Below are 1,453 nucleotides of genomic sequence, written 5' to 3' on the forward strand. Positions count from 1 at the left end.
GAGTGATCCATGTTTTCATTGTTATACCTTTTATTTGTGTCTGCTTAACGGCGCCAAAACGCAGGAAAGAACAGTACAAGAATAGTCAGAATTTCCAAGCGGCCCATCAACATACCAAAGCTTAGAAGCCATTTAGCGGCATCTGGTAGTGGCGCGAAGTTTCCTGTTGGGCCGATCACGCTACCCATGCCAGGACCCACGTTGGCAACGGCGGTGATTGAGCCAGAAATGCTGGTCACGGGATCAAGACCAAGGGCACTTAAACAGCCAGCGATAAAGATGATGGTGATAAAGAACATCAACCCAAACGCCACCACAGAGCGCACGATGTCGTCGTTCACAGGACGTTGGTTGTAACGTTGCACGAAAACGCCGGATGGATGAATCAGTTTCATGATCTGTTTGTTCAATAGCGTCATAGCAATTTGGAAACGGAAGATTTTAATCCCGCCTGCGGTTGAGCCAGAACATGCCCCTGCCATCATTAAGAAGGCAAAGAGCGTGGTTGGCAGAGCGCCCCAAGCGGTGAAATCTTCCAAGCCGAACCCGGTGGTTGTCACCACAGAAACGATGTTGAACATCGACACTCGCAGGGCATCCAAAATGGTGTAACCATCGCGAATTACTAGCCAAGCGGCAACCACTAAGCTTGAGAACAAGAACAAGTATGCAAAGCCTCGTACCTGTGCATCTTTGACCAGAATATCGATGCTGCGTTTGCGTAAAGCGGCAACAAACAATAGAACTGGCAGACCGCCCAAGAACATGAAAGTGGTCGCGACCCAGTGCGCGCCGTTGGAGAAGTTGTTCATCGAGCTATCGGAGGTCGAGTAACCGCCGGTAGATAGGGTGGTAAAGGCGTGGTTGATCGCTTCAAACAGGTTCATGCCCGTCAGAACATAACCACCAATGCACATGCCCGTTAAGATCAGATACACCAACACGATGTTCTTCGCTACGGTTTTGGCTCTTGGGCTGCTTTTATCTGACCAGTCGGACGATTCCGTTTGGAACAGCTTCATACCACCGACGTTCAACATGGGTAGGATTGCCACCGCCATTACGATAAAGCCAATGCCACCCAGCCATTGCAAGATGGAGCGCCATAACAAAATGCTCGGCGCCATGTTGTCCAAGCCACTGAGCACTGTGGAGCCCGTGGTGGTGATCCCCGACATGGTTTCGAAGTAGGCATCGGTGAAGCTGATGTGGTTAATGAACACAAATGGCAACGCGGCGAACGCGCTGGCGATGGTCCAGACCAAACTGGTGATGAGGAACATGTCGCGCACACTGAGTTTGAACTTGGCGGTTCGGCCAATCGTCAAACAAATGAAGGCGGCAAGGTGCGTGATCACAACGGCTTGGGCGAAATCAAGGAAACCGCCCGTACCTGTGAAGAAAGCGACCAAAGTCGGCACGTACATAAAAAGGGCCAGTTTGGATAAAACCA

At 50.8% G+C, this 1,453-nt stretch carries 1 protein-coding gene; it reads right to left on the minus strand.

Annotated elements, in window-relative coordinates; genetic code table 11:
- Positions 1-44: 44 nt before the first annotated feature.
- The coding region (locus tag R7Q38_RS23305; RefSeq protein WP_318114456.1) for a TrkH family potassium uptake protein at positions 45-1,453 on the minus strand (1,409 nt) is incomplete at its 5' end.

The sequence above is a fragment of the Vibrio sp. Vb0598 genome, from assembly GCF_033338935.1.
Taxonomy (GTDB): domain Bacteria; phylum Pseudomonadota; class Gammaproteobacteria; order Enterobacterales; family Vibrionaceae; genus Vibrio; species Vibrio alginolyticus.